Origin of the sequence: Paenibacillus lutimineralis (assembly GCF_003991425.1) — a bacterium.
Classification (GTDB): Bacteria; Bacillota; Bacilli; order Paenibacillales; family Paenibacillaceae; genus Fontibacillus; species Fontibacillus lutimineralis.
On the sequence record NZ_CP034346.1, the window covers coordinates 813,717 to 839,079 of the forward strand.

Sequence of the window (25,363 nt, forward strand, 5' to 3'; positions counted from 1 at the left end):
TACAGAGCGAAAACAATGTAATTATTCAATAAATATTAGGAGAGTTGAACAATGAAAAATTGGAAACGTATGTTCTTATCAATCATCATCTCGGCGGGGCTTATTCTCTCAACAGCCTCTGCTACCATGGCTGCACCTCAGCAGCCGGCAGTTAAAGTGAATGATCAAAATGTTAACTATACCGGAGGCACACCGGTCATCGATCAGGGGACAACATATGTTCCATTGAAAATGACGCTCCAAGCCATGAATGCGAAGCTTACAGATGTGGCAGATGACACGATTCATGCGGTAGTTAATGGCCAAACGATCACGCTAAAAAGTAAGCTCAAACGAATCAATGGCGAGACATATGTCCCTATTCGGGTAATTGGCGACGCAGCGGGCTATGAGGTTCGCTGGGATGCCAAGACGCGTACGATTCTGTTGGCTCCCAAAGCAGGCGCATCCACTCAAACTGGTGGCCGCGGATTCATGTGGGAAGTAGAGAACAATGGTAATACAGTATATTTGGTAGGCTCCATGCATATTGCCAATGACAGCTTCTACCCGCTGCGTCCGGAAGTTGAAAAAGCTTTTGCAGAGGCCGACTATCTGGGTGTAGAGATTGACCTAAGCAAAGCAGCCGACGAGGCGCAGCAAAAAGTGATTATGGATGCGAGCATGTATCAGGATGGAACAACGCTGAAGGATCATGTGTCTAGCGCGACTTATGCCAAAGTTGGAAAAATTCTGGAACAAAGCGGCATGAAGCCAGATGCTTTGGATGCATTTAAACCTTGGGTTGTGGGAACAACGATCAACAGTTTGAAATCGGTAAAGGCCGGGTACGAGGCGACTTCGGGGATTGACCTGTATTTTATTCAGAAAGCGATTGAACGTAAAATTTCGGTGCTGGAGCTGGAATCCTATGAATCTCAGCTTGGTATGCTAGATGGTTTCTCCAAGGAGTTGCAGGAGAAAAGTCTCAACGATGTCCTGGACAATTTTGATGTGTTGGATGACGCTGTTGAGAAGATGGCTGAGATGTGGAAAACAGGAAGTGAGGAGCAACTGCTGGAGTTCACAAATGGCATAGCCGCTGACGGGGAATATAACAAGGCGATGTTGATCGACAGAAACATTAAAATGGCTGATAAAATTGACAGATACTTAAAAAACAGCAAAAAAGAAGAGTATTTCATCGTGGTTGGCGCAGCCCATTACCTGGGTGAGCATGGAATCATCAAACTGTTGGAGGATAAAGGATACACTGTTGTTCGGAAATGATAACTGCCTTCACAAACTAACGGCAATATGCATAGAAACACCGCGTGCAGTTCGTAGCACGCGGTGTTGTTTTGTTATGTTCTGAGACGGGAGGAATCTATACGAAGACTCTAGCACTATTCAACATAAGACAATCTTAGATGAAGTACAGAAAATTATTCCAATTGGCTAATTCAGCCGATATAAATATTGTACGGAGAGAACTGTCAATTTCATACTGCATACATAATGAGCATAGACCAACGATTATATGAATTGAACTCCGATATTACGACAAACAGGGAGAGAAAGTAATGAAGAAAGTTGTAAATTGGTTTCTGTGTATTATGCTGCTCGTGGTAGCGACGACAGCTTGCAGCCTGCCTACATCGAGGGATCTAAAGGGAGCTTCCGCCAGAGACGAAACGAAGGATACGAACAAGTATAATGCTTACATCGAACTGAGCAACCAGATCAACGGAGGTATGTATGGTAGTGTTTTTAGCATTTATGTGAATGAGTTCGGACTGGAGCAGGAAATTTACATTGATGACGAGTTCAATGGGTACAGCACAACACCGTTCATTCCGAGTGTGATCGAGCATGCCAGCAAAACATTAGATTTTGCTTCGGTCGAGCCTTCCTACGGTGCAACGGATGAGAAAGTGAAAGAGTTAATGCCAATCATCATAGATATGATGAATGCGAATAATGACATTGAAAGCTACTACACTGCGAAAACCTATGTCGATGACGATTTTGAAAAGGGTCGAGAATTACATAAGCGTTATATTGCATTGTTTGAGAAGTACATAGAGGTAGGGCAACAATTTCTTGAAGAATTTTCGGAGATCACGAGAGAGCGTAAGTATACGGATGCGGAGAAGCTGAAGGATGAAGATATGCTAATACGTTACTACGCCCTCCTGGCAGTATTGCGGGCGCAGGAGATTCAGGAGGCGTTCTACAATAAGGGGGTCGGGGATGATAACATTCTGGATTTCGATGTTAAGGAATATGAGGAGTTATATCACATGCTGACCGAGGATATCGAGCATTATTTTGAATATGCCAAGGATGCCGATCGGCGTAAGACTGAAGCATGGCCAAGTCTAGAAATATTCAAGACAAGTATAGAAGGGGTCAAAGTTACGGCGACCGACATTCTTAGAGTCTTGCGTGAACAGGATCCGGAGATTAACAGCGATACCAAAGGCAAAGTGACGACAGGGGGGCGTAATGCAATTTTGTCAGCGTTTGATCGCAAGGTCTCCTTCCTCGTGGATGCATACAATACCAGCCTTAATTTGACAGTAGTGAATTAAAGATGAGAAGTGTGAGATTAAGATGGAATATTGTTGTACTGCTAAGTCTTCTGGCTATACTGCTCTCATCCTGCCGACTGCCGCTAGAAAAAGCGAAGATACCCCTGTCGGGAGGATCGGGGCAGGCAGTCTCTGCCCAGGGAGAATCCAGGATGGAGGCGACGTTACGGAAATATGCCGGCTATAGTGCTCTGGACATCTATATTCATAGTCAAATAGCTGATGTTCTGGGGCGGTATGTAGAACGGTTCGGAAATACAGAAACATTCGATTTACAGAAAGAGGCCGATCTGGACCGGGGCGTAAATCTGGAACTTAAAGAGACCAATAAACTGGTAGAGTATACGGAATTAACCGATAAACAGCCTGCCTTACCCGAGGTCGATAACGCCGTAACGAAGCTTGCTCCGAAGCTGGAGGAGCTGGTCAAGACGCTAGGCGAAATCGATACCTATTACAGGTTCAGATTCTATGTTGATGACGATTTTACGAAGGGGAAGGCACTGCATGGGCAACTGCAGGCTCTGCTGAAGGAATGGGAGCCACTCGCGGAAGACTTCACTGTTATTTTGCATCAGTCGTTAATGAAGCAGCGAGAGTTGGATCTCGCCGATTTCAAGGCAAATGATCAGATGATCCGGTACCATGCGCTTGAATCGATTATAGCAGCGGAAGTAATTGATGACGAACTGACGCAGGGCCTGACATCAGAGACGTTGAACGGCCTTGATGTGGCATCCTACAAGGGATTGTACGATCGGCTTACCGAAAAAGTAGCCCAATATATCGCCATGGCTGACGATCCGGAGCGGGTAAATCGGGAGGGGCTTGACGACTATAATTTATATGGAAACATGTTGAAGCATAAGATCATGCTGGTGAAGGCCTCTGCCACCGATTTGCTACAGCGGATTGAGCAATCGCGGACGTTCAATGAATACAACAAAGACGGTACGCCCAAGGACTATAAGAAGAAGCTGCAAGAAGCTATTCTGGAATACTACGTATTTGTATTGGACTCGAATAAGGGTTAAAAAGGAGGTTTTTGCATGATTATTTGGAAGGGATTTGGTATTTTAAATATTGTTATCCCAGGGGTTTTATTCTTTATTGTCAATACTTTATTATCTTCCCTGGGGCTTGGCTCAATAGATAGCCGGCTGCCGCTGGCTTTTGTGTTTATAGTATCGGGAGTTATTATCTGGTATCTAGGAAAAGCATTCAACACCGATTTGGGAAAAGTACTGGTTGATATGGAGACGGGGGAACGCTACCAGACAGGAACCGGGCATAGTCTGTTTTTTATTCCAATGCATTACTGGGGCCCTATTGGTCTAGCAGCAGGATTTATTCTAATCGTTGCGACGATATTTACATAGCGTATTCCCCTGGAGTTCAATGCCGATGTGATTCATGGTTTTCGGACGATGGTCCTACAGTGGCAGCCAATTTATCGGCTACCTTCAATTTGGTTGCAAACAGAGAAAAGTCAATATACAGCGTGTACATTATGCTCTCTGCGGAGTACCATTGGGTTAGCTAGGCTAGAAATAATTCATACTGGAGGCGGTCCAAATACTATGAATCTCAAGGTCAAGAAACTATCTTCTCTGGAGAAAGTGTTCCTTCATGAAGAACCGATCACAGCCTGTAGTTTGGTCGAATCTGTATTGCGCGGTGAGAAGTATTCGTACCAGCTTGCTTATTACATAGATCCGGAGTGGGCCGCTGTGGCGCAGTATCTTCGTGTTGAAGCGGCAGCGGAACCGGGGATAAATGTAAAGCTTAGTATGGTAGGAGTAGTCCCTTCCGAGATGCCGGTTTATCCAAAGACGGATGAGGATTATTTGACGAAGCAGCCGGGATTATTCCCTGATCCGTTGCAGGAGCTGACGGACGACAATATCAAGGTGCTGCCGGGACAATGGCGGAGCATTTGGGTGGAAGCGGAGTTCGCAGAAGATGCCGCGCTACAGGATGCGACGGTAATCATTCGTTTCCTTCATGAAGACGGAACAGAGCTGGCTGAGGTCAGCCATACCATCTCGTTGATCGATGTTGTGCTTCCTAAGCAGACATTAATCCATACAGGCTGGTTCCATTATGATTGCCTAAGCACGCATTACGGGGTAGAGGAACTTAGTGAGCCACATTGGACATTGATAGAAGACTACATGAAGACAGCGGTCGAGCACGGTATGAACATGATTTTGACTCCGTTGTTCACACCGCCTCTTGATACAAAGATCGGGGGCGAACGTCCTACCGTTCAACTTGTTAAGGTTCATGTAGATGAAGATGGCAATTATTCATTTGATTTTCAGAGATTAAGAAGGTTCATAGATATGGCTCTGCGGACAGGTATGGAATATTTTGAGATGTCCCATTTATTCACGCAGTGGGGAGCGGTATCTGCTCCAAAGATTATTGCCAGTATCGATGGGGAAGAACGGGCTATATTCGGTTGGGATACCGATGCCGGAGGGGGAGAGTACCGTAAATTCCTGAACACTCTTTTGCCGCAGTTGACCTCGGTTTTGGAGGAATGGGGAATTCAGGAGCGCTGTTATTTTCATATATCGGATGAACCGAACTTGGAGCAATTGGACAGTTACCGCCGAGCTTGTGAAATCATGGAACCACATTTGCGGGGGTATAAGATGATCGATGCGCTGTCTGATTATGAATTTTATGAGAAAGGCTTGATCAAAACTCCTATTCCGGCAAATGATCATATTGATGCGTTTATCAAAGCAAAGGTACCGAATCTGTGGACTTATTATTGCTGCGCCCAGCATGACAAGGTAAGCAATCGCTTCATGTCCATGCCGAGCCGCCGCAATCGGATCATCGCTACCCAGCTCTATAAATTCGATATCGCCGGCTTTTTGCATTGGGGCTACAACTTCTGGTATACGCAGTTTTCCATTCACGCGATCGATCCTTATGCAGTAACCGACGCTGGCTGCGGGTTTCCTTCTGGTGACGCCTTCCTGGTGTATCCGGGAGTAGAGGGAAGTCCAGTCACTTCGATCCGGCTCAAAGTATTCCGCGAAGCGCTGTATGACCTTCGAGCGATGAAGCTTCTGGAGAGCTTGAGCTCTAAGGATTTCGTGATGAGCATTATCGAGGAGGCTGCGGCAGAGCCAATTACATTCTCTGAATATCCTCGCAATGCGCAGTATATTATCGACATGCGCAACCGGATTAATCGTGAGATCCAGGAGAGGCTTGTCACGGCAACTTCAATCATGTAGTATCGGGTTGAGGTGAGGATTAAGTGGAGCGAAAACAGAGAATAGGAGTTCTATTTGTATGTCTCGGCAACATATGTCGTTCGCCAATGGCGGAGGCTGTGTTCCGTCATATGGTGTCTGCTGAAGGGTTGGAAGATCGCTTTCTGATTGATTCTGCGGGCACAGGTAATTGGCATATCGGCAAGCCGCCACATCATGGTACAAGAGGTATACTTGATGAGTATGGAATTTCTTATGAAGGTCTGAAGGCAAGACAAGTATCGACCGAGGACTTCTCGGAATTCGATTATATTGTCGCCATGGATGTCCAGAATGAGAAGGATTTGAGACGGTTATCGCAGAGCGAGCATGCACAGATTGTCAAACTGCTTGATCTCGTACCGGATATGATGAACAAAGAAGTGCCGGATCCCTATTATACCGGCAACTTTGAAGAGGTCTACGAATTAGTCGGCAAGGGTTGTCGGGCTTTGCTGGAACGCATTCGTCAGGAAGCACAGTTGGATTAGTGGACCATGGATTCGCCCTCATCCGTTGATTAGCGGATGGGGGCGTCTTGCATTATTGTGAGAACGAAACTTTATCCTCCTCCTAAGCGTTTACTAGAAGTAAGAGTAGAATAGCATGCAAATCTGGATAGTTAGGGGAAATGTTATGGATCCGGTATCATCATTGCCTAGCCGTTCTTCGGCGAGACAGGGAGGGGCAGGGAAGAAAGGCCATTCCACAGCGGCTCGCAAACCTTCCAAGAAACGGAAACGCAAAAAGAGGGGGTTCTTCCATACAGTCGGAAGAATGCTGATGGTATTGATCTTGCTGGTTGCGATAGGCGAGGTGTGGCTATATTTAACGCCATCCGGCAACAAAATGCTCTATTTGATGGCAGATACATTGATTACAACCCAGCATCGGCACTGGGCCAAATATTTAATTGGACAGGCGGAGCTAGATCGAAGGGTAGCCGCATATCAGAGGCAATTCGATGAAATGGGAGAAGAGAAGGATACACATACAATCAAGCCGCAGCCAGGAGCTGCAGAGGCAGGGGATAAAGAAGCGGAGAAGCCAAAGCCGTTGATTGAGATCGAGGAAGTATCGGGTACAGGATACCGAGGTTATGTTGTGACGGTCAATGATCCGACGAAAATCAGGCTGGGTGTTCCGGCCAAACGAGGCAAGGGCGAGAAAGTATCGAGTATGGTTGAACGGACCGGCGCAATAGCGGGAATTAATGGGGGAGGCTTCGCCGACCCGAACTGGAAAGGAAATGGCTTCAAGCCCATCGGCGTCGTTATTTCGCAAGGCAAGCTATACTATAACGGACTTGATTCCAAGAAGTCCTCCACCCAAATTGTTGGGATTGATAAACAAGGAAAGATGGTTGCCGGCAAGTATTCATTGGATGAGCTGAAGGATATGGGGATCCAGGAGGCCGTTACCTTTCAGCCACGAATCATCGTAAACGGCAAAGGCCAGATCAAGAGTCAGAAGGAAGGCTGGGGTATCGCACCGCGTACGGCAATGGGGCAGCGTGAGGACGGGGCAATCCTGTTCGTCGTCATCGATGGGCGCCAGCCCGGCTACAGCATCGGGGCCAGTCTTTACGATGTACAGCAGATCATGCTGGATCACGGCGCAGTAATTGCTGCGAACCTGGATGGCGGATCTTCAACCGTACTCGTGACTAAGGGCGGCGAGATCGCTAACAAGCCTTCATCCGAGTATGGCGAACGTTATTTACCAACAGCGTTCCTCGTATTTGAGCATCCGGAGCAAGTGGATATCCCGAATATATGGGAGGGTCTGCGTCCACAGGATATCGATCCGGGTAAGAAATAAGAAATAATATTTACCATTAACAATGGCCATTTTCCTAGCGATCAGCGCTTGGGAAATGGCCATTTATTCTTTCTATGATGAGCTGTAATCCGCAATCGTTATGAATTGTAGGATAGCTGTTTTTTCTTATACATGATAGCAACGGTGCGTGGTCCGCAATGACAGGAAATAGCGCAGCCGCCTTCAATAATTTCAACCTCTTTGACGTCTGTCCGCTCCAGCAATGCTGTCTTGATATATTCCGCGGTCTTGTCCGCAAGCGTCTGTGCCACGATGATCAGATCACGGTCGATCTTGTGAAAGTTCTCCGTGATGCGATGCAGCATGCGCTCGACAGCTTTTTCCGTCTTGCCGCGATATTTATCCGCCGAGATGACGACGCCTTCTTTAATACGCAAAATAGGACGAATCTTGAGCAGGCTTCCGATCATATGCTGCAGATTGGAGACACGGCCTCCTTTGTGCAGATAGTCCAGCGTATCGACAAGTACTTCAATTTCTACCTGATCCCGTTCTTCATGGAGCATGGAGGCGATTTCCTCTGCATTCATACCTGCCTTGGCTGCCATGACAGCCCTCATAACCAGTATGGCGATGCCTCCTGACACATTCAGTGAATCAACGACATGTACACTGCCTTCTGGCAGCTCGGTTGCGGCGATCATAGCGCTCTGATAGGTTGACGAGAGCTTGGATGACATACTGATGAACACAATCTGATTCTGTTGCTCGATCCATGGGGAGAAGGCCGCTATGAAATCTGCAGGAGATGGGGCAGAAGTACGTGGCAATTCTCCAGTCGCCTCGACTCTGTTGTATATGTCGTTGGTAGTGATCTCAAGTCTGTCTTTATAGGCAGTCTCGCCAAACACTACATACAGCGGTACGATCCCGATGTCATATTGGTCGATCCAGGATTGTGGGATATCGGAGATACTGTCCGCGAAAATTTTCACTTGTGTCAATGCATTTCCTCCAGTGTTGGTGTATTTGGTTCGTTATCTGCATTATAGAGGAGAAGTTAGACATAAGCAAAAAGTATATCGCTGGTAATTACTCCTACGGCAATTGCATAAATCAGGATTCCCTATTCCAGGCAAAATGCTGGCGGAACCTGCGCGGGGACAAGCCCTCCTGCTTGGTGAAGCAAGCGGTGAAATATGCCGCATGGTTGAAGCCAACTTCCTCAGCAATCCGTTCAATGGGCATATCGGTCTGAACGAGCAACAGCTTGGAATGCTCGATTCGAATCAACAGCATATATGCTGCTGGCGAGCATCCGAACACCTTCTGCATGCACCTGGCAATATAGACGGGGTGAAAATTTATGCTCTCACCGAGTCTTTTGGCGGAGAATGGTTCACGGTAATACTCACGCAAATAAGCAGCTGCCTTCTCCGCGCAGACTGAACCTGGGGAGGGGGCGGCGGTCTCCAGAGATGCGGCAAGCAGACCGACGACATCCTGGAACAAGGCCTGTTGCTTTAGACGCACACTACTATGATGAGATGCCCGGTTCATTTCTGTTAATTCATCTATTGTATCGATCATCTTCTGTAACTGGGGAAGATAGGTGAACTGCGGCACAGCCAGCGCGAAGGGCGTCGTGGTGAAGGGATGAAGCGACATATACGCCCCGTCTTCGCCTTCCTGAGCCGAATGCTGTTTGCAGTATTCCGACTGCTCGATGACACGCCAGTTTCCGGAAACTTGGAAATGAAGCCAATGATGAAGCGTCTCTTCCTTGCAGCCAGAGAAGCCGTAATGGTAGCAATCCGGACGAAGGATGACAGCGTGGCCTGTGGAGACTTCAAAATTCCGCTTCTCTTCGCCGACGTAGAGGCAGCCTTGGGAGACGACGAGTAGATCAAATACGCCGATATTTTTGCGGCTGAGGTGTTTGCCGCCATATGGCATATGCGTTGATCCACTAATAATATATTGCGGCAGCGGGGGAGCAGTTATTTCGATAATTTGAGACATATGTCCACCTCCAAGAACGCTGAATATAGGTTTGAATTGTGAAAGATTGAGTTGATTATTTGATACATTATTTCTAATAATGCATCTATAATGTGATTCATGTCAATAAGTTTGATAAGAGCAGGAGCGTAGCCCCGTCTCCGTTCTTTAGGAGGTTGTAATAATGAAGGAATCCAAGACCAACGAGAGCAATAAATTTAACCTCTGGCTGCTCGCTTGGCCTATATTTATTGAACAGTTTCTACAATTTTTGCTCGGCTCCGTCGATACCCTGATGGTGAGCCGGATATCTGATAATGCGGTAGCCGTTGTCGGTTTCTCCAATCAGCTATTTAACGCGCTTACGACGTTGTTCGCAACGGTAGCCAGCGGGGCGGGGATTGTGATTGCCCAGAAGATTGGCTCCCGTCTGCAGGAGGATGCCCGAACGGTCGGGATCATCTCTTTTAAAGTAACCATCGCGATCGGGCTGGCGTTAAGCGTATTGCTAATTGCTTTTTCACGTCCGATTGCTAAAATGCTGCAGCTTCCGGATGAACTGCTGCCCTTGGCGGATGCCTACATCCCTATCGTTGGCGGGGGCATGATTCTTATCGCTGCTATTGCCGTGTTAGGTACGGCGATCCGCAATACGGGGAATACGAAAGGACCGATGATCATTGCCATCGGCATGAATGTGATTCATATTGTGATGAATTACGGCTTTATTTTTGGCGCATATGGCTTCCCGCAATTGGGGCTTACTGGCGTAGCTATCTCGACGGTAACCAGCCGCTTGATCGCCACGGTCGTCCTGTTCATCATCTTCCTTGGCGCGTTCGAGCGCAAGATTAGATTAAGCGATTTCCGCATCTTTGACCGCAGGTTGTTCAAGGAGGTGCTTCAGATCGGTTGGCCGCTCGGAATCAATTCAGCGAACTGGGTATTCTCGCAATTGGCGATCTTCTCCTTCCTGGCGATGCTAGGCTCAACGGAGCTGGCGGCCAGAACCTATATGAATACGCTGGAATCGTTCTGCTTCCTGCTTGGCTTCTCTCTCGCTTTGGCTGCACAGATCCAGATTGCTCATTTGTATGGGGCCGGGAAGACGAGAGAAGCCTACCGGGCTGCTTATAAAGTGCTTGCCGTTGGGTTGCCGCTGGTTGCAGTGAATGCATTTATTCTCGTAGTCTTTGGTACGCATGTGCTTCGTCTGTTCACACAGGATGCCGATATATTAGCGCTTTGCGTCGTATTGCTATGGATGAATCTAATGCTTCAACCGGGGAAAATGGTCAATATGGCGCTCGGCAACTCGCTTAACGCCGTAGGGGATACGCGTTATACGATGAAGATCTCCCTGATCTTCATGTGGGTTGTGGCGACGGGCTGCTCCTACTTGCTGGGGGTATCGCTTGGCTGGGGGATCGTCGCTATCTATTCATGTATGATTGCGGATGAGTACATCCGTGGAGTGCTCTCATACTTCCGCTGGAGAGGGCGTAAATATTTGCGTAAGAAAGAGGAAGAGATACAGAGAGAACAGGAGCAATGCGCGGCTGAGGTTCGCTTGGCGCTGTAGTTCCGGGAACCTGGAAATTCACCGACATAGCGATCTGAGCGAGCGGGTAAACTCCTGCGATAATCGGACTGTTGAAAAGGGCAAGAGAGTCTTACGAAACTCTGGTGGAACTTCAGCAGAACTCCGATGGGACTCTCATGAGAACTTTTGCAAACAACTTCCGGGAGAATCCCACAGAAACTTCGTTGGGATTTCAGCAAAACTTTGGTGGAACTTCCCGTAAAACTCTCGCAAAACTCTAACGAAACACCATATCGTTATTTGGGTAAAAATCCGCTATTTAGCCCCTTATTTCCCACAATAGCGATACCCAGTTTCGTTAGAGTTTTGATTCACTCTTTTTGATGTAAATAGCGATATCCAGTTTCGTTAGAATTCTGATTCGCCCTTTTTGACGAAACTATTGGGACCCTGTCTTTCTAGACTAGGGTTTTCTTTTTTTCGTATGGTGGTACAGATCGATCCTATACTTCTCCGTGAAAAGTGTGTAATAGTGCTGGAATTTTGCAACATACCAATTTGAGCGAGCGGGTAAACTCCTGCGATAATCGGACTGTTGGAGAAGAGCAAGAAAGTCTTACGAAACTCTCGTGGGAACTCTCACAGAACTCCTATGGGAACTCCCGTAGAACTCTAACGAAACACCATATCGTTATTTAAGCAAAAATGAGGGGGATGAGTATCTAACGAAACACCATAACGCTATTTGGGTAAAAACCCGCTACTTAGCCCCTTATTTCCCCCAATAGCGATCCCCAGTTTCGTTAGAATTTTAATTTGCTCTTTTTGACGTAAATAGCGATCCCTAGTTTCATTAGAATTTTAGTTCGCCTTTTTGATGTAATAGCGATCCCCAGTTTCGTTAGATTTTAATTCGCCCTTTTTGACGTAAATAGCGATACCCAGTTTCGTTTCGTTAAAAATGTGGGGATCAGAATAATGAGCATATTTGCAGTTTTGAACTTTACGTGGCGGGAATAGTTCAGTCGTGGATCGTGGGTTTGAATGATAGTGAATGATTATAAATGTTTGTGAAAGAAAATGATTGATTTATGATCTTCATGTGATATGATAAGAACAGATGGAGGGATAGATATGTTGACAGAAGAACGATACAACCTAATATTAGAGCGCTTGCAAAGCCAAGGCGTTGTTAAGCTGCAGGAGCTTGTTGAAGCTATCGGAGCTTCGGAATCGACGATCCGACGGGATCTGGTCGATCTTGAGAGCCGCCATCTACTGAAGCGAATTCACGGCGGAGCCAGCTTGCTGAATCAGAGGAGCCAGGAGCCGGGGATGGATGAGAAAACATCCAAAAACATTCAAGAAAAGGATGTTATCGCTCGTCTTGCCGCTCGCGAAATTCGGGATAATGAATGCATTTATTTGGATGCGGGAACTACTACTCTAGCGATGATCTCATATATTGAAGCGGAGAATGTGACTGTTGTGACTAACGGACTGTCCCATGTCGAAGCTTTGGTTAATCAACGAATCCGCAGTTATCTGCTTGGAGGGATGATGAAGATTCATACCAAGGCTGTCATCGGTAGCATTGCCTTGCAGAACATGGATAATTTCCGGTTCGACCGGTGCTTTCTTGGGACGAACGGAGTCGATCTGGAGCTGGGATACACCACTCCAGACCCTGAGGAAGCGCTAATCAAGCGGCGCGCTCATCAATTATCGGGTCAAACCTATGTTCTAGCGGATTCGAGCAAGATCGGCGAGGTTACCTTCGCCAAGCTGCTGGATCTGAACGAGGCGACCCTGATTACAGATAGTGTTCCTCCCCATCTGCGGAAGACCATCGCTCATAAAACAAAAATAATCGAGGGATCAGCATCATGATATATACGATAACGCTTAACCCGTCTGTAGACTACATCGTAGAGGTTGAAGAGCTGAACATTGGCGGTCTTAGCCGGATGAAGCGGGACTTGAAGCTTCCAGGAGGTAAGGGGATTAACGTGTCGCGCGTGTTGAACCAACTTGGTGCCGAGAACACAGCGCTCGGCTTCCTTGGAGGGTTCACTGGACGGTACGTGAACGATAGATTACAGGAAGAGCGGATGTCAACCGACTTCGTAACGATAGCAAGCGATACGCGGATTAATATCAAGCTGAAGCACGGCGAAGAGACGGAGATCAACGGTCTCGGGCCGGACATCAGTGAAGCGGAGGCGGAGCAGTTGCTGCAGAAGTTATCCGCATTGCAGAAGGATGACATCGTGATCTTGTCGGGCAGCATTCCGCCATCGCTCGGTGAAGATTTCTATGAACGCTTGATTCGGGTTAGTAAGCAAAGAGGCGCTGAGTTTGTGATCGATACGACTGGCGAAGCACTGCTCAAGGCACTCAAGCATCGCCCGTTGCTCGTCAAGCCGAATCACCATGAACTCGCTGAGTTGTATGACACTGAGCTGAATTCCATGGAGGATGTCGTTGTGTACGGGCGTAAACTGCTGGGGGCTGGAGCCAAGAATGTCCTCGTCTCTATGGCTGCTGAAGGGGCTCTGTTAATAACCGAGTCCGCTGTGTATCATGCGAAAGTGCCGGCGGGACAAGTCAAGAACTCGGTGGGAGCCGGTGATTCTATGATCGCAGGCTTCGTAGGTACGCTGGTGAAAACTGGCGATCCCCTCGCAGCATTCCGCACCGGGGTCGCTGCAGGCAGCGCTACTGCATTCACGGATGATCTTGCAACCAGAGATCAAATCGATCAACTGCTGCCGAAGGTTGTTATTTCTAATCGATAGAATACGAGCTGGCTGGGTAAATGAATAACTAAAGGGGTGTTAACCATGAGAATTACCGATTTGTTGATCAAAGAGACGATGATTATGGATTTACAGGCGCAGACAAAGGATGCAGCAATCGATGAATTGATCGCGAGCCTGTATAAGCATGGTCGAATCTCGGACCCGGTGCTGTTCAAGGAGAAGATTCTGAAACGTGAAGCAGAGGCAAGTACGGGGATTGGCGGGGGGATTGCTATGCCCCATGCGAAGACAAATGTGGTTAACGAAGCGACTATCGTATTTGCCAAAAGCTCCAAAGGTGTAGAATTCGATTCTATCGATGGAGAGCCAGCCAAAATCTTCTTTATGATTGCCGTTCCGGAAGGAGCGGGCAATATGCATCTTCGCACGTTGGCTACGTTGTCTAAGCTGTTAATTGATAGCGAATTCATCGACCAATTGATGAGCACTAGAACACCTGATGAAGTGACGGCATTGTTTGACGCTAGGCAGGCTGAGGGTGATGAAGAGGCGCAAAGCGGAGGCAAGGAAGCGGGGCATAGCTCTGATCGGGAGACCCATCCGGTTACGAAGGAGACCTCTTCCGAAGGAGCGGAATCTGAAGCTTTGGTTGTAGCTGTAACCGCTTGCCCTACGGGGATCGCACACACGTATATGGCTGAGGATGCTTTGAAGAAGATGGCCAAGGAGATGGGAGTAACTATCCGGGTGGAGACGAACGGTTCAGAAGGAGCCAAGAACGTATTAACTCCGGATGAAATCCGCCGGGCAAGCGGTGTGATTGTCGCTGCGGATAAAAATGTCGAGATGGCCAGATTTGATGGGAAACCAGTACTCATAAGACCGGTAAGCGAAGGTATCCGCAAACCTAAGGAGCTGATTCAAAAGGCGCTTCAAGGCGATGCTCCGACTTACCATAGCGGTAATAAAACAGCTGAGGAACCAGCGAAGGAAGAGAAGAAAAGCGTCGGCAGCAAAATTTATAAGGACTTAATGAACGGTATTTCTCATATGCTGCCATTTGTCGTAGGCGGCGGGATTCTGATCGCCATCTCCTTCCTGTTCGAACAGGTAGGCGGACCGGATCATCCACTGTACAAATTGCTAATGACGATCGGTGGAGATGGAGCGTTCCACTTCCTGATTCCGATTCTGGCTGGATTCATCGCCATGAGTATTGGAGATCGTCCAGCGCTCATGCCAGGGATGGTCGGCGGCTTGATGGCGGTGAATTCGAACGCGGGCTTCCTTGGTGGTCTGGCCGCCGGTTTCATGGCCGGCTATATTGTGATCGGGCTGCGGAAGCTATTCGCCGGGTTACCCAAATCGCTTGAAGGACTTAAGCCAATTTTACTCTATCCGGTATTTGGGCTGTTGATCGCTGGCTCAATTATGTATTTTATCTTTGATCCAGTCTTCAGCACGATTAATACATGGCTCGTATCAGGATTGAATAATCTGGGGACGGCCAACGCGGTTCTGCTTGGGCTTGTACTTGGCGGTATGATGGCGATAGATATGGGCGGCCCGTTCAATAAGGCCGCATACACCTTCGCTATCGGCGTGTTCACAACGAGTGGTAACACGAATGGACTGATGATGGCGGCTGTCATGGCCGGAGGTATGGTTCCTCCACTGGCGATTGCGCTGGCAAGCACCTTCTTTAAGCACAAATTCACAGAAGACGAACGGAAGTCCGGTTTAACTAACTATGTGCTGGGTTTGTCTTTTATTACCGAGGGAGCGATTCCATTCGCGGCGGCCGATCCGCTTCGCGTCCTTACTTCCTGTATTCTCGGTTCGGCGGTGGCCGGTGGTCTTACCCAGTTATGGAAGATTAATATCCCGGCTCCGCACGGCGGAATATTCGTCGCCGCGCTGGCCAATCATGCTCTATTGTTCCTGCTCGCAGTAGCGATTGGCTCGGTCATCTCGGCCCTGGTACTCGGTATCTGGAAGAAGCCGATGGTGGACAGAGTGTAAGCTTAATTTGCAGATATGCATGAACTTTATTTAGAAGCCGTTCGCGCAGCAGTGTCATTTGCCAGCGCGGGCGGCTTTGTGCATAATGAGGTCGATCCAGGTGGAAGGATTATGTTACATTTAACAGAGCGTTATTAAATAAGGAGAAGATGGATTATGAAACTGATGTTTATTTCCGATATTCATGGGTCTGCATACTGGCTGGACAAGGCAATCGAGAAGGTGAAGGAGGAGGCGCCCGACCAGATCGTCATGCTCGGCGATTTCATGTATCATGGGCCTAGAAATCCGCTACCTGAAGGGTATAACCCGGCGCAGGTTGCAGAGACGCTGAATCAGTACAAGCAGCATATCGTGGCTGTGCGCGGGAACTGCGATGCAGAAGTGGATCAAATGCTGCTCGAATTCCCGATGATGGCAGACTATACAGTAATCCTTCATGAGGGACGTCGCCTATATGTGACTCATGGACACGGATTCAATATGGAGCAATTGCCGCCGCTATTGGAGAACGATATTTTCATTCAGGGCCATACTCACGTACCTGTAGCCGATAAGAAGGACGGTATATATGTGCTCAATCCTGGATCGATCGCACTTCCAAAAGAGAACTATCCGAACTCCTACGGCATTATTGAAAACGGTAGCTTCCTCGTTAAAGATTTCGAGGGTGGCACTATCAAATCAATAACCTTTGCATCATAAGAGTGCATGAAAACCATAACAGGCCGCCTGTTTAAGCAGGGGCCTGTTTTTTTATAATCTGTAGTTATGAGCAATGGATCAATGAGCTAAGGTAGTCCAAATTAGGGATGGAGCAGTGTAATATCTTGGTTCTCCAGGAACGAGATCCACTCGTCGGAAGGTCTGCGATCGGTAATAATATAACTGATCTGCTTGAACTCAAGCATTTTGACAAAGCCGATATGATCGAATTTACTTGAATCTATAAGCAGAATGGTCTGCCGGGCCTGCTGACTCATCGCTTGCTTCAATTCACTCTCCGGCTCATTGGAATCGGTGATTCCACTCATCACAGATATGCCTTTACAGCTGAACAGGGCAATATCGACATTGTAATTCTGAATGGCCTGTCTGGCTACCGGTCCGATCAACGAGCTTGCCTTGGGCCGAAGTGAACCGCCGGTGGAAATAATCGTATGACTTGTCTGACTGAACTCGTTAAGAATAATAACAGAATTTGTGATGATCGTCAGATTGTCGCGTTCAGACTCGAGGAGCTTCAGCGCTTCAAACACGGTAGAGCTTGTATCGGTCATCAGTGTATCTTCATCGTTAATCAGTGGGAGCAGCAAGCTGGAAATGGACCTTTTCTCCTCAATATTTCGCGTATTTCTCGTCTGATAAGGTAGATCTTCATGGATATGAGCGTTTAGAACGGCCCCACCATAATTTCTGGTTACGACCCCTTCCTGCTCGAGCTTCTCCAGATCGCGGCGAATCGTCTCCTCGGTAACCTCGAAGCTGGTAGCCAGCTGTGAGACGAGCACTTTTTTATGTCTATGTAATTCTTGAATAATTTTTTCTTTTCGCTCAAAAGCCTTCATTTGAACCCGCCTTCCCAAAGTGAACATATTTCTATTGTACCTAAATTTAGAAGAAAAATAAAAAAGAAACTACAAAAAACAAAATAAAATCTGCTTTTATTTTTGTTATTAAAGATAATAGATATAAAAAACGTTAAAAACGGAAATAAAACCACTGATTAATGTTGATTTCTTTTGTTTCTATGTTATCATAATGTTGCAAACGAAGAAAAATAGAACGTTCCATTAGAGAAGTCATTCATTCATATTAACGGTGAGGGTAGGGTGAAGAGCATGCTTCAAGATATAATGACGGCACCATTTCTACGGGAAATGTGCGATACTACGGCCAATTTATACCGTCTGGGCTGGGACGAGCGCAACGGAGGAAATATTAGCTATCTGATCGGAGAGGAAGAAGTAAGCGATTATCTGGATATTTCGCGAGTAGAACGCACCGTTTCGATGAGCTTCGATGCCTCTGAACTAACAGGGAGGTACTTCATTGTGACGGGATCGGGCAAATACTTCAAGAACGTTATCAAGGACCCGGCAGTGAACCTTGGAGTTATTCGGATAGGCCAGGATGGGCATAGCTATGAGCTTCTATGGGGATTTGCTGATGGGGGAGTGGCTACGAGCGAGCTGCCAACCCATCTGATGAATCATATGCAGCGGTTAAAGGTGGATCCTAAGCACCGAGTCATTATGCACTGCCATGCAACTCATCTGATTGGCATGACCTTTACACATAGCCTAGATGAGATTGAATTTACGAAGACTCTGTGGGAGATGTGTACAGAATGTCTGGTTGTGTTCCCGGAAGGCGTTGGAATTATTCCGTGGATGGTACCAGGCACAGATGCGATTGGAGAAGCGACCGCAGAGCGAATGAAGGATGTTCGAATCGTGATGTGGCCGCATCATGGCGTGTTCGGGGCAGGCACCACGATGGATGAGACCTTTGGATTAATCGAGACGGCGGAGAAGGCAGCACAGGTCTATACGATTGTATGTGCGCAAGGTGGTAAGAAACAGACGATCTTGGATCAAGAACTGCTCGATTTGGCGCAAGCTTTTGGGGTAACACCAAGACCGGGAGTACTGCAGAACTAAACTTATTAGTATGGACAACAGATGAACATATGATATAACAAAACCAGGCGCCTACTACTTAGGCAGCCTGGTTTTTAATATATAGCAGATTTACTCTTGATCCTTCTCACGATCCGGGAGCTGCTGTACATAGCTGTCAGATAAGCGCAGCAGATCAAGCGCCCGGTTATATTCATCCTCAGTAGTGAGGGCTTGACTAACACTGTCTTTGGCCAACGGGAACTGAGTACCGTCCTCATACCAGGTTCCTGGCATGAACACGGCCTTGTCGTTAATGAACGAGCCTGAAGGCAGATAGTAACGCTGCGGCAATAAATTATAACTATGATTCAGTATATCTTCACCGAAATGGATCTGATTACCCATTGAGACACCCAGCAGGTTGGCGACGGTTGGCAGGATATCAACCTGTCCGCCGACATTATCCAAGACTCTTGGTTCCGACTGTCCTGGAATCGAGATTACAAGCGGGATATTCAGCATGTCACGGTAGCTGTACTCGCGACCGTAAATTTCGCTCATAAGTTCTAGACCATGCTTGTCAAGCGAGAATTTCGGTAGCCCCAGATGGTCGCCATAGATAACAACCAGACTGTTGTCCCAGATTCCGCGCTGCTTCAGATCGTCAATGAACAAACCGAGTGCATAGTCCGCATAATTCTGCGAGCGAAGGTAATCGCCGACCATATTGTTCTCGTAACGCTCCGGCAGCGTAATCCGGTCCAATTCGTGTGGAATTGTAAATGGATGATGCGCAGTCATTGAGATGACTTGTGAATAGAACGGAACGCCAGTCGCCTGCATTTTGCTCAATTCTTCAGCCGACTTCTTATACAGCACTTCATCCGTAGGGCCGAAGAATACGGTGTCCTCTTGACCGAAGAACTTCTGGTCGTAATAGCGATCCCATCCGATCGCTTTGTATAATTCGCCGCGATTCCAGAAATCTACCACATTGGTGTGGAAGGTAGCGGTATCGTAGCCATTTGATTTCAGTAGTTTAGGTAGACTTGGCAGTTCTTTATTCGGATAATTCTGCGTTGCTGCTTCGTTATAAGGAATATAGAATGACGTATTTACCACAAACTCGGCATCCGATGTATTCCCTTGCCCTACCATTTGATAGAAGTTCTTAAAATAGAGATTATCTTTAACAAGCGAATTCATGACTGGAGTAATCTCTTGTCCATCAATCTTCAGATTGACCAGGAAGTCCTGGAATGACTCCAACTGGATAATAATCAGGTTCTTGCCTTTGGCAGCACCGAAGAACTGCGGATCGTCCTGCTTATTAATTCCTTTCATCTTGTCAATCTTAGCCTGGGAAATCTCATCCTTATCTACGAGATCTTCTTCTTTGTTTGATAGAATCGTATAGGTCTCATAGCTCAGAATCCCCATCTGCTCCGCTTGCTTGATCTCATTCATGCTGGCCCGATTCGGCCAAATATTGAAAATGCATAGGGCGAGTGAAATCCCGAGTACAACACCTACAAAACTCTTGCTTACTCTGTCAAAATTGAACAATTTCTTGAATTTCTCTGCTCTCTTCCTGCGCATCAGCCAGAAGCCGATGACGACAATATCGAGGAAAATAAGTAGATAGTATGGAGCGAGCAGAGAGAATACGCTGTTCTTAACTGCAGTCACCTGATTGACTTGCTGTAGCGCATGGTAGGTGACGATGACCCCGTAATATTTATGATACATAATAGCTGCGAAGAAGACGGCAGTAACAATGAGGTTGACGCTTAGATAAATTCCGATTTTTCTCTTGGAGGAGAAGACCTCAATCAGACAGAACAGGATCAGGATAAATGGGAGCTCCTTGATCAACGGTCCCCAGACCGGCATTTGATCGAATATCGTGATCCAGGCAAGGTAGCTTTTTAGGATCATAATCACGGTAAAGAATACGAACGGCTTGAGATTCCCAGGCCGGATTCGTTGATACGCTGACATGGTGCGACCCTTCCTTTCATAGTAGTTGAGTAAGCGAAATCTTGAACATACACTTTTAGAGGCTGTTCAAAAAGTTCACCTTGATCACGAAGTAAATCATGAAGTTATTCGGCATCGAATCTTGAATTCAGCCGGGCCTTCCGGTGCTCATGTACCAACTACGTACGTTCCGCTCCTCACGCCCTAGCTTCATTCAACCTTCTCGGTGCTGAAAACCGATCTTTTTGAACATACACTTTTAATATCATAACTGAAAAAATGGGAAGAAGGAAATCGATCAATTTCTCTTATTTAACAGTAATTGGCATTAAAAGGGATGAAACCGCTTCTCAACTTTGTTTTTTGCTTTAAATTGGCATTTTCCAGACCATTCACATATCTATGATGCCAGATCGGTAATTAGAAAGCAGTGGAATTGTTCACGTCTTGATAAGTTACCGGAAGATTATTGTATGGGATTTATATCGATTATAGAACTAGAGCTGCTCTGTTAGTACTTGGACGAGTTGCTCCAGAAATGCTTGATCCTTCTCATCGAAGCGGGACTTCAGCGGGCTATCAATATCGAGTATACCAATCAGTTCTCCGTTCTTGATCACTGGGATTACGATCTCGCTGTTCGATGCGGCATCGCAGGCAATATGACCTGGGAAGGCATGTACGTCATCCACTCGTACTGAACGGCGCTCCTTAGCGCTTGTCCCACATACGCCTTTGCCTAGCGGGATGCGGATACAAGCCGGCAGTCCCTGGAACGGGCCGAGTACAAGCTCCTTGCCATCGTACATATAGAAGCCTACCCAGTTGATGTCCGATAGATAGAAGTTTAATAGAGCAGAAGCGTTGGCTAGATTGGCAATTCTGTCTGGTTCCTCGTAAATTAGTGATTTTAATTGCGATATGACTTGATTATGCTGTTTTTCACGGGAACCCGTGTAACTGATTGTATGGAACATGCGCCCATCTCCTTTTTTGTCTATTAGAGGTAGTCCACGAACTAGTATGCCTTATTATATTATGAATGCTTGGCCGTTTAAAGCAGGGCCATTTAGGTGGATAGTGGCAACACGGCGGGCTCGGGGGAACCGGTTAATTCGACTGAGACGGTGGTGATGGCCGACGCCTCTTCCTCCTTAAGTGCTTGATGAATTAATATGCGGACTGCTTCGCTATATTCTTTGGGGGCTACAGCATAGGCGTTGCCGTGGATCGCACCATCTACCAGGAGCAGGCTTCTTGGTCCAGCCTTGCGCTTATACAGCTGTTCACTCATATATGTGGGTACATAGTTATCCTTCGTCCCATGGATGAACAGAACGGGAAGATGGCAGTGTTCTACCGCCTGTAATGGGCTAACCTGTTCCATGGTGAATCCAGCTTTGCGCTTTAGGATCTTATTGATGATAGGCAAGAGCGGGTAGGCAGGAAGTTTATAGATTGTTCTTGCTTGATGATGCAGAAGCTGCGTCAAATCGGAGAATGGGCAGTCTGCGATAACAAATTTGATGTTTGAATGGGCGATACTTAAATACTCGAGCACGGTTGCTCCGCCGAGTGACTGGCCATGAAGGCCGATGCTGCAATCGGTACCGTAGTTATGTAAGAGCCATCTGACCCATGCGGCAACATCGTATTTTTCGTAATAACCGTAGGTTGTGTATTTCCCTTGGCTATTCCCGTGTCGACGCTGGTCAATGAGCAGAATATTGAAGCCTTCGCTCTGGAATAGATCGATATATTGCGTGGAGATTAGCATAGAGACAGTATAACCATGGACGATAATCGCCCAGTGTTTGGACGATGGATCGGTCTCTATGACATAGCCGCATAAGCGCAAACCGTCATCGGAGAGGATCTCGACTTCCTGCTTCTTCAGACGGCTGAAGCGTTCCCGGCTGTAGACGCCGGATTTCTCTAAATATTGAAACAGATGATGAGTGGACTGCAATTTCATATGAGTCAGCTGCTGGAAGGCGAAGGAGATAATTCCTGACACCATACCAGCGATGGCCAACAGAGTAATCATCAAGTAGATCGTCATGCAAGTGAACCTCCTTAACTGTAGAACTTTGGTGGGACATCCAAAGAATGTGATCTATATTATCTGCCAATCGACGGGGTGAATATGCTGCATTATATTGTGAATTTGGGCAGTTGGGGATTGATCAAAAATAATTTATTAAAAAATATTTGATCATGTGATTTTATTCACATGTATAAGTTCGGTAAGATACTATTATTGATAGTGACACTATCACTTTATAATTCGTCCAAAGGAGATGTAGTAAATGAAAGAAGTTTTTGTACTTGGTGGCACTGGTTTCCTAGGCTTTTATACAACAAAAGAACTGTTGAAGAAGGGGTACAGTGTCTCAACAGTGGCGCTTCCACCAATGCCTGCGGAAGATTTACTACCTTCTGAAGTTCAATGTACGTTGGCTGATATCAATGAGATGACGGATGAACAGGTTGTGGAAATGCTGAAAGGCAAATATGCATTTATATATGCGGCTGGCGCAGATGAGCGTGTTGTCCCCGCGGCACCTGCGATGAAATTTTTCTATGAAGCTAATGTCTTGCCGACACAACGCATGGCTCGTCTTGCCAAGCAGGCAGGCGTGAAGAAGTTTGTTGTATTCGGTTCGTATTTCTCCCACTTTGCTGAGGTTTGGACGGACCTGGATTTGAAGCGGAACAATGGCTATCCTCGTACACGTCTCCTTCAGGAAGAAGTAGCATTTATGGAAGGTGAAGGGACGATGGATGTGATGTCGCTGCGCTTGCCATATATTTTCGGTGTGATGCCTGGACGTATGCCTCTATGGACGATGTTCGTGGAACAGGTAAAGGGAAAAGACATTGTACCTGTACTAGACGGGGGCACTGCTATGGTGACAGTGCAGCAAGTGGCTGAAGCGGCTGTAGGCGCAATTGAGCACGGGACTCACCGCAGCTGTTATGCGATTAGTGACACCAATATGAAATTTACTGAATTCAATCAGATGATTGTTGATATGCTGGGACAGACGGAGACGAAGGTTACTGTAGTTCCACTAGAAACCATGAAATCGGCGATGGAACAGATGGATGCGGCGGAGTTCGAAGCTGGAAGAGAGCATGGCATTCATTTGGCCGATACGATGGAGATTCAGAATCGCGATGCATATCTCGATCCTGAGGATACGATGCCAATACTGCAGTACAAGAAGGACGATGTCCGGGCTGCGATTCGCGAGACTTTGCAAAAATGTATTGAAGGCTTGCAATAAGCCATTTATGTGCTGACCTTGGAATACAATACCGCTGATATGATGAAGTCCGGACAAGTGCCGGGCTTTTTTTCGCTTTGACTCAGGCTCCTGTTCTGTGCTTATATAAAAACAACTGATTGCGCAGGGTAGGAGATGAGGCTTGTGTTCAAATGCGGTGGTAAGATTCCAGTGCTGGAAGGTGAGAGAATACGGCTAAGAAGGATGGAGCAGGCGGATGCCGCTGATCTGTTCCGCTATTGGAGTGATCCGGTGGTCGTTAAATATATGAATGTCCCCGTGTTCACATCCGTGGAGGAGACATCAGAGATGATCGATTTCCTCAACGGATTGTCCGAGACGGAAGACACAATGCGCTGGGGAATCGAACTGGTCCAGGAGCAGAGGCTGATTGGAAGCTGCGGCTTCAATACGTGGGAGCTGTCGGGGGCCTATCGTGGAGAAATCGGCTATGATATAGGGCGTGCTTACTGGCGACAGGGCTATATGACAGAGGCGTTCCGCTTAATGCTGAATTATGGCTTCATGACGATGGGACTGAATCGTATTGAAGCTCTGGTCGATCCACGGAACAGTGCTTCTCGTAGCATTTTGCAATCTTTTACCTTCCATGAGGAGGGATTGCTCAGGGAGTACCAACGAACCGAAGAAGGCTTCGTCGATCTGTTGATCTATTCCCTGTTACGCAGAGACTATGACTCAGGAGGAAAATATTTGTGAACCAGTTACATGTAGACCATTCTCTCAGGCGAGGCTTCGGGCTGAAATCTATAGATCCGCTCAGCAAGCTGGTCGCTCTGTTCTGTGCTGCGCTTCTGGCAATGCATTGGGACAAGCCGATACCGCTGCTGATCATGCTGGTCTTGTTCTTTGGGTTGGCCCGTTATGGTGTAGGAATGAGCTGGCCACGCTTGGGGCGTAGATTGAGATTTATCGCTGTCTTTGGTATGCCATTATTCATCATCACCAGCATCGCGGCTCCAGTGGGGGAAGCGTTTGTTGCCTGGGGGCCTCTACAGATTACAATCGGAGGTACTGAATATGCAGCGGCGATTACACTACGCATGTTCTGCCTGTTCTTATCCTCAATCATTTATATCGAGTCCACAGATCCCAAGGATTTCGTTACCGTTCTGACTACTCGTTTGAAGCTACCTTATCGGTTCGTCTTTGGCGTATCAATGGCATTAACTTTTCTGCCGTTGCTTGAAGCGGAAAGTCGGGTGGCAAGGCAAGCGCGCCAACTACGATTTGGCAGGCGGCCGCGCGGTGTGGGTGAGAGATTACGGATGTGGCGTGGCAATCTTGCGGCCATATTTACCGGGGCTATAAGACGTGTGGAGCAGACGGCTGGCTCAATGGAATCCAAGGGCTTCGGCGCTTATCCGGTGCGCAGTTTCCTTAGGGGAGTAGAGATTGGGATTGCCGGATATGCTCTGATGGTAGTAAGTGTTGGAGTGACGGCTTGTTTATGGTTCATATAAAAAAAGACTTGACGCGCTCCAATTGTT

The 25,363-nt window shown here is 47.2% G+C and carries 22 protein-coding genes; 16 read left to right on the forward strand and 6 right to left on the reverse strand.

The window, feature by feature from the left end:
• Positions 1–51: 51 nt before the first annotated feature.
• The 7 genes from EI981_RS03460 (at position 52) to EI981_RS03490 (ending at position 7,669) form a co-directional block, all read left to right on the forward strand.
• Positions 52–1,269 carry a TraB/GumN family protein gene (locus EI981_RS03460; RefSeq protein WP_126995477.1) on the forward strand — a complete coding sequence of 406 codons (1,218 nt, stop codon included), beginning with the start codon at positions 52–54 and terminating at the stop codon, positions 1,267–1,269.
• Positions 1,270–1,562: 293 nt separating this feature from the next.
• Positions 1,563–2,573, forward strand: coding sequence for a YiiG family protein (locus EI981_RS03465; protein WP_126995479.1), 1,011 nt, complete (start codon positions 1,563–1,565; stop codon positions 2,571–2,573).
• A 2-nt stretch (positions 2,574–2,575) separates the two neighbouring features.
• Complete coding sequence (locus EI981_RS03470) at positions 2,576–3,607, forward strand: DUF3829 domain-containing protein (RefSeq protein ID WP_126995481.1); 1,032 nt, start codon at positions 2,576–2,578, stop codon at positions 3,605–3,607.
• 15 nt (positions 3,608–3,622) lie between these two features.
• The gene (locus EI981_RS03475) at positions 3,623–3,952 is read left to right on the forward strand and encodes a hypothetical protein (protein ID WP_126995483.1); all 330 of its coding nucleotides are present in this window, start codon (positions 3,623–3,625) and stop codon (positions 3,950–3,952) included.
• Positions 3,953–4,153: 201 nt separating this feature from the next.
• Complete coding sequence (locus EI981_RS03480; RefSeq protein WP_126995485.1) at positions 4,154–5,830, forward strand: DUF4091 domain-containing protein; 1,677 nt, start codon at positions 4,154–4,156, stop codon at positions 5,828–5,830.
• 86 nt (positions 5,831–5,916) lie between these two features.
• The gene (locus EI981_RS03485) at positions 5,917–6,339 is read left to right on the forward strand and encodes a low molecular weight protein-tyrosine-phosphatase (protein ID WP_237172658.1); all 423 of its coding nucleotides are present in this window, start codon (positions 5,917–5,919) and stop codon (positions 6,337–6,339) included.
• A gap of 145 nt (positions 6,340–6,484) precedes the next feature.
• The gene (locus EI981_RS03490; protein ID WP_126995489.1) at positions 6,485–7,669 is read left to right on the forward strand and encodes a phosphodiester glycosidase family protein; all 1,185 of its coding nucleotides are present in this window, start codon (positions 6,485–6,487) and stop codon (positions 7,667–7,669) included.
• Between the two features lie 98 nt (positions 7,670–7,767).
• Here EI981_RS03490 and EI981_RS03495 read toward each other — a convergent pair whose 3' ends face one another.
• The gene (locus EI981_RS03495) at positions 7,768–8,625 is read right to left on the reverse strand and encodes a DegV family protein (protein WP_335926385.1); all 858 of its coding nucleotides are present in this window, start codon (positions 8,623–8,625) and stop codon (positions 7,768–7,770) included.
• A gap of 121 nt (positions 8,626–8,746) precedes the next feature.
• Positions 8,747–9,652 carry a helix-turn-helix transcriptional regulator gene (locus EI981_RS03500; RefSeq protein ID WP_126995493.1) on the reverse strand — a complete coding sequence of 302 codons (906 nt, stop codon included), beginning with the start codon at positions 9,650–9,652 and terminating at the stop codon, positions 8,747–8,749.
• A gap of 163 nt (positions 9,653–9,815) precedes the next feature.
• Between EI981_RS03500 and EI981_RS03505 the strand changes: the two genes are divergently transcribed.
• From EI981_RS03505 to yfcE, 5 genes are all read left to right on the forward strand, one after another.
• Complete coding sequence (locus EI981_RS03505) at positions 9,816–11,213, forward strand: MATE family efflux transporter (RefSeq protein ID WP_126995495.1); 1,398 nt, start codon at positions 9,816–9,818, stop codon at positions 11,211–11,213.
• A gap of 1,095 nt (positions 11,214–12,308) precedes the next feature.
• Positions 12,309–13,064, forward strand: a complete 756-nt coding sequence (locus tag EI981_RS03510) for a DeoR/GlpR family DNA-binding transcription regulator (RefSeq protein WP_126995497.1) — start codon at positions 12,309–12,311, stop codon at positions 13,062–13,064.
• Positions 13,061–13,972 (forward strand): 1-phosphofructokinase, encoded by a 912-nt coding sequence (gene pfkB, locus EI981_RS03515; RefSeq protein ID WP_126995499.1) that lies wholly within the window; start codon positions 13,061–13,063, stop codon positions 13,970–13,972. The genes EI981_RS03510 and pfkB overlap by 4 nt, the downstream gene beginning before the upstream one ends.
• A 45-nt stretch (positions 13,973–14,017) precedes the next feature.
• Positions 14,018–15,958, forward strand: a complete 1,941-nt coding sequence (locus EI981_RS03520) for a PTS fructose transporter subunit IIABC (protein ID WP_126995502.1) — start codon at positions 14,018–14,020, stop codon at positions 15,956–15,958.
• Positions 15,959–16,114: 156 nt separating this feature from the next.
• On the forward strand, positions 16,115–16,663 hold the full coding sequence (gene yfcE, locus EI981_RS03525; RefSeq protein WP_126995504.1) for a phosphodiesterase: 549 nt from the start codon (positions 16,115–16,117) through the stop codon (positions 16,661–16,663).
• Between the two features lie 101 nt (positions 16,664–16,764).
• Here yfcE and EI981_RS03530 read toward each other — a convergent pair whose 3' ends face one another.
• The gene (locus EI981_RS03530; RefSeq protein WP_126995506.1) at positions 16,765–17,526 is read right to left on the reverse strand and encodes a DeoR/GlpR family DNA-binding transcription regulator; all 762 of its coding nucleotides are present in this window, start codon (positions 17,524–17,526) and stop codon (positions 16,765–16,767) included.
• Positions 17,527–17,799: 273 nt separating this feature from the next.
• On the opposite strand from EI981_RS03530, the gene rhaD reads away from it, so the two are divergent.
• The gene (gene rhaD / locus EI981_RS03535; protein WP_126995508.1) at positions 17,800–18,621 is read left to right on the forward strand and encodes a rhamnulose-1-phosphate aldolase; all 822 of its coding nucleotides are present in this window, start codon (positions 17,800–17,802) and stop codon (positions 18,619–18,621) included.
• Positions 18,622–18,711: 90 nt separating this feature from the next.
• Here rhaD and EI981_RS03540 read toward each other — a convergent pair whose 3' ends face one another.
• The 3 genes from EI981_RS03540 to EI981_RS03550 all read right to left on the reverse strand — a co-directional run bounded on the left by EI981_RS03540 (position 18,712) and on the right by EI981_RS03550 (position 22,624).
• Positions 18,712–20,583, reverse strand: coding sequence for an LTA synthase family protein (locus EI981_RS03540; protein WP_126995510.1), 1,872 nt, complete (start codon positions 20,581–20,583; stop codon positions 18,712–18,714).
• A gap of 476 nt (positions 20,584–21,059) precedes the next feature.
• Positions 21,060–21,539 carry a GAF domain-containing protein gene (locus EI981_RS03545; RefSeq protein WP_126995512.1) on the reverse strand — a complete coding sequence of 160 codons (480 nt, stop codon included), beginning with the start codon at positions 21,537–21,539 and terminating at the stop codon, positions 21,060–21,062.
• Positions 21,540–21,631: 92 nt separating this feature from the next.
• The gene (locus EI981_RS03550) at positions 21,632–22,624 is read right to left on the reverse strand and encodes an alpha/beta hydrolase (protein ID WP_126995514.1); all 993 of its coding nucleotides are present in this window, start codon (positions 22,622–22,624) and stop codon (positions 21,632–21,634) included.
• 247 nt (positions 22,625–22,871) lie between these two features.
• Between EI981_RS03550 and EI981_RS03555 the strand changes: the two genes are divergently transcribed.
• From EI981_RS03555 to EI981_RS03565, 3 genes are all read left to right on the forward strand, one after another.
• Positions 22,872–23,852 (forward strand): NAD-dependent epimerase/dehydratase family protein, encoded by a 981-nt coding sequence (locus EI981_RS03555; RefSeq protein ID WP_126995516.1) that lies wholly within the window; start codon positions 22,872–22,874, stop codon positions 23,850–23,852.
• Positions 23,853–23,996: 144 nt separating this feature from the next.
• On the forward strand, positions 23,997–24,572 hold the full coding sequence (locus tag EI981_RS03560) for a GNAT family N-acetyltransferase (protein WP_126995518.1): 576 nt from the start codon (positions 23,997–23,999) through the stop codon (positions 24,570–24,572).
• Complete coding sequence (locus tag EI981_RS03565; RefSeq protein ID WP_126995520.1) at positions 24,569–25,336, forward strand: energy-coupling factor transporter transmembrane component T family protein; 768 nt, start codon at positions 24,569–24,571, stop codon at positions 25,334–25,336. Before EI981_RS03560 ends, EI981_RS03565 begins: the two co-directional genes overlap by 4 nt.
• Positions 25,337–25,363 lie beyond the last annotated feature (27 nt).